This is a genomic window from uncultured Pseudoalteromonas sp. (assembly GCF_963922945.1).
GTDB lineage: Bacteria > Pseudomonadota > Gammaproteobacteria > Enterobacterales > Alteromonadaceae > Pseudoalteromonas.
Genome location: NZ_CAWUKC010000147.1, coordinates 1 through 3,749 on the forward strand (window position 1 = coordinate 1; position 3,749 = coordinate 3,749).

Consider the following 3,749-nt stretch of genomic DNA (forward strand, 5'->3'; position numbering starts at 1 on the left):
CTATTAATAGTTACAACAACAAAGGTTACACCGCGCTAATGATTGCCACCTACCACGGCAATAAAAATACGGTAAACACTTTATTGCAACTAGGTGCTAATGCCTGCCTTGAAGACAACCGCGGTAACACAGCCCTAATGGCCGCCATTTTTAGAGGCGAATTTAGTATCGCTAAAACACTTGTAGGCCTTGATTGCGACAACGCACATCAAAACAAAGCAGGCCAAACAGCCGAGCAATTTGCACAAAAATTTGGCCAACAAAAAGTGCTCGACTTACTCGCTCAAGTGAACAGTAAATCTAATTAACCAACTTTTAATATACTCATTAGCCCGTTGTTGTTAATAGCAATAAGGCTCCATTAACTGCCAATAACAAGACTTTCGCAAAATAAGTAGTACCCTGTAGTTATTTAAACCTTCCTCTCGCCCCACTTCATTCGGGGCGTGGTTTATACCAATTCCAATAAATAGCTGGCCTATTTTACTCGCTAAAACAACTCATTTTTTTGTTGTAATTTCGACAAGTGAACAACCATTTACATCAATATATGCCTAAAGCTGAATTTTTTGTCGGCGTAAAATTAAGAGCACATACTTAATGGAGTAGGTATAAACAACGCCTTCCCCTCTTGCTGAAACTGGTCTTACCAGCTATTATTTTTTATCTGTGTACTTTATATGGGAAATAATAATTCTAATGACCTCACCACACTTTGAGCACACCACTATTACCTGCAATAACAGGCAAACTCTAAGCGCCCGTGTATTTACTCCCACCAGCCCTATTAAAGGTGCGGTGATGATTGCCCCTGCAACCGGTATAAAGCAGCAGTTTTATGCAAACTTTGCTACTTACTTACAGCAACATGGCTTTGGCGTTATTACTTTTGATAACAGTGGTATTGGCCAATCGCTTTACCGCAGTATTAAAAAAAGCAAAGCCACATTACAAACCTGGGGCGAGCAAGACATGCCTGCAGTGCTTGAGCATTTGCAAAGGGTGTTTCCTAATACGCAGTATCATTTAGTGGGTCATAGCGCCGGCGGGCAATTAGTGGGGCTAATGCATAACGCTAACGAGCTAAGCTCCGCGTTTAATTTTGCTTGCTCGTCAGGGAAATTAACCAATATGCGCTTGGCGTATCAAGTTAAAGCGCACTTTTTTATGAATGGGGTTATTCCCCTCAGTAACGCGCTATTTGGCCATACTAAATCGCAGTGGTTTGGCATGGGCGAGCCCTTACCTAAAGGCGTTGCAAAGCAGTGGCAAAAGTGGTGTAACGCACAAGGGTATGTGCAATCGGCATTTGGCGATACCGTATTTCAACACTGTTACAACACGCTTTCTATGCCCTCAATATGGGTTAATGCTACCGACGACGACATTGCAAATAATGCAAATGTTGCCGATATGCTCTCGGTTTTTCCTAAATTAAAAGCACAAACCCTGACCTTAAACCCACACGATTATGGTTTGAAGGAAATTGGCCATATGAAGTTTTTTAGCAAAAAATCTGACGGACTATGGCCACTTGCGCTTAATTGGCTGAACAAACACAGTTAAAACATACAGCTTTATCGCGTCGTTAATTAACTGCGTTTATTGGCTTTTTATTTGGTTTCTCACGGGTTACAAAATAGCAAACGAGTGAGCCGCCAGTGACCATTATTACTCCTTGCCAAAATGAGGCACTGAGGGTAATTGACAAATAAAGCGCCGAGATAATCGCCGAGAAAACCGGTGTAAAATACGAAAGCGTACCAAGCAACATTAAGTTACCGCCAATAATTGCTTGGTTCCAAAGGGCATAACCGCTGCCTACCACAATGCCTGCTAAAACAAGTGTAATGGTTGCGTGTAATGAAAATACCATAGCAGGTTCATCACTTAGCCCATACAACACCCATAAGCTTAGCGCAGTGGCTATAAAAAAAAGCACTATAGCATTTTGTCCGTTGCTATTTTTTTGAGTTATAACGCAGTAAACAGACCAAATAAAAGGGGCTACAAACGCTAACAAGTACGCTGTTGGGTTACTGGCAAAATTGCCCACAATACTATTAAGTGATAACCCGCTATCGCCACCCACGCACCAAGCCACGCCAAAAAAGGCGAGCAGCATACCTGGGTATATCCATACACTGACTTTACTACGGTTAACGATAATACTGAGCAAAATGGTGAGTGCGGGCCATAAATAATTTATAACGGCCATTTCTACCGCTTGGTGGCGATTATTAGCAAGCCCTACAAACAGCGCTAAACATACCTCGTAAAGTGCAAATAAAGCAGTACCTAAAATAATATAGCGCTTATTAAACCCTGCAAACTTAGGCCGCCCCATTACCAATAGTAAAAACAGCGCGCTTACGCTGTACATAAGGGCCGCCCCGCCTATAGGGCCAAATAACTCCGAAACATCCCTAAGCAGAGCCACTAAACAACTCCATAATAAAATAGCGGCAATGCCATAAAGCGTGTATTTATGATTAGAAAAAAAGTCCATTAACTACCTAAAAGTACTACTTATGTTTGACGTTACGCTAACAGTAATTACTGATTTAAACAATTGCTGCTCATCATTTATTGTTATAAAGGTGTTTTTAGCCTGCACTTAAGTGTTTGACCTTTTGGTCAGTAAAGTTACAATCATTCAACACGTTAAAAACAGCATTGCCATAATGAGCACACAAACAAAGCCAAATAAAAAAGAACTCACTCGAGTAAAAAACCAAACATTAATACTCGATGCCGCCGAGCAATTGTTTTCTCAGCTTGGTTACGATGGCACCAGTATGAGCATGGTTGCCAAAGAAGCAGGCGTTCCTAAGGCCAATATTTTATATTATTTTAAAAGCAAAGACGGCCTATACGAAAACGTAATAGACCGCATAATAGCGCATTGGAACTTAGGCTTAGATAACGTAACCCCTGAGGACGACCCTGCACATGTGCTTTATCACTATATTAAAAGCAAAGTAATACTTGCCGTAAGTCAGCCGCTGCAGTCACGTTTATTTGCCAGTGAAATACTACGCGGTGCTCCGTATTTACAAAACTACTTTAGAACCAACACGCGCCCGTGGGTAAAACAAAAGGTAGACGTGTTTCAGGCATGGATAGATGCAAACAAAATGGATAATGTTGACCCTTACCATTTATTATTTACCATTTGGTCAACTACACAGTACTACGCCGACTTTCAGGCTGAAGTACTACTGGTAATGAACAAATTAGAATACGACGAAACCGATGTGGCACAAATAACGCAATCAATTGCCCACATAATTTTAAAAGGTATTGGCTTAAAAATACCTGAGCACAGTGAGGCCTAACCCATGAATAACTTTACCACCCCCGATTTATTTGACGATCACCGCGAAAGCGCACAAGTAGCCGACAGCGGCCTACGCCACTTTGGTAAAAAAACCACCTTTAGTGGTCAAGCAGTTACCGTTACCTGCCCAGACGATAACTCGTTTGCCGCCGATATACTGCATGAAAACGGTAAGGGTAAAGTATTAGTTATTGATGGCTTTGCTAGCAAACGCTTTGCTTTTATAGGCGATATTATGGCTGAGCGCGCGTTAAAAAATGGCTGGGAAGGCGTTGTTATTAACGGCTGTTGCCGCGATATAGAAATACTTGCCACTATGGACTTACCAGTAATGGCGCTTGGCTCAACCCCGCGTAGCACATTAAAACGTGGCTTTGGCGATAAAAACCAAACAGTAACTATGCTTAGC

At 41.7% G+C, this 3,749-nt stretch carries 5 protein-coding genes; 4 read left to right on the forward strand and 1 reads right to left on the reverse strand.

Annotation, left to right across the window (positions count from 1 at the left end; genetic code table 11):
• Together AABI99_RS17655 and AABI99_RS17660 are read left to right on the forward strand one after the other, a co-directional pair.
• Positions 1-308: ankyrin repeat domain-containing protein (locus tag AABI99_RS17655; RefSeq protein WP_338367432.1), on the forward strand; the 308-nt coding region annotated here is incomplete at its 5' end.
• A gap of 391 nt (positions 309-699) precedes the next feature.
• Positions 700-1,566 carry an alpha/beta fold hydrolase gene (locus AABI99_RS17660; RefSeq protein WP_338367433.1) on the forward strand — a complete coding sequence of 289 codons (867 nt, stop codon included), beginning with the start codon at positions 700-702 and terminating at the stop codon, positions 1,564-1,566.
• Positions 1,567-1,588: 22 nt separating this feature from the next.
• Here AABI99_RS17660 and yddG read toward each other — a convergent pair whose 3' ends face one another.
• The gene (gene yddG, locus AABI99_RS17665; RefSeq protein ID WP_338367434.1) at positions 1,589-2,509 is read right to left on the reverse strand and encodes an aromatic amino acid DMT transporter YddG; all 921 of its coding nucleotides are present in this window, start codon (positions 2,507-2,509) and stop codon (positions 1,589-1,591) included.
• A gap of 175 nt (positions 2,510-2,684) precedes the next feature.
• Between yddG and AABI99_RS17670 the strand changes: the two genes are divergently transcribed.
• Both AABI99_RS17670 and rraA read left to right on the forward strand, forming a co-directional pair.
• Complete coding sequence (locus AABI99_RS17670) at positions 2,685-3,338, forward strand: TetR/AcrR family transcriptional regulator (protein ID WP_338367435.1); 654 nt, start codon at positions 2,685-2,687, stop codon at positions 3,336-3,338.
• 3 nt (positions 3,339-3,341) lie between these two features.
• Positions 3,342-3,749 (forward strand): ribonuclease E activity regulator RraA (gene rraA, locus AABI99_RS17675; protein WP_338367436.1); only part of this gene is annotated, 408 nt, incomplete at its 3' end.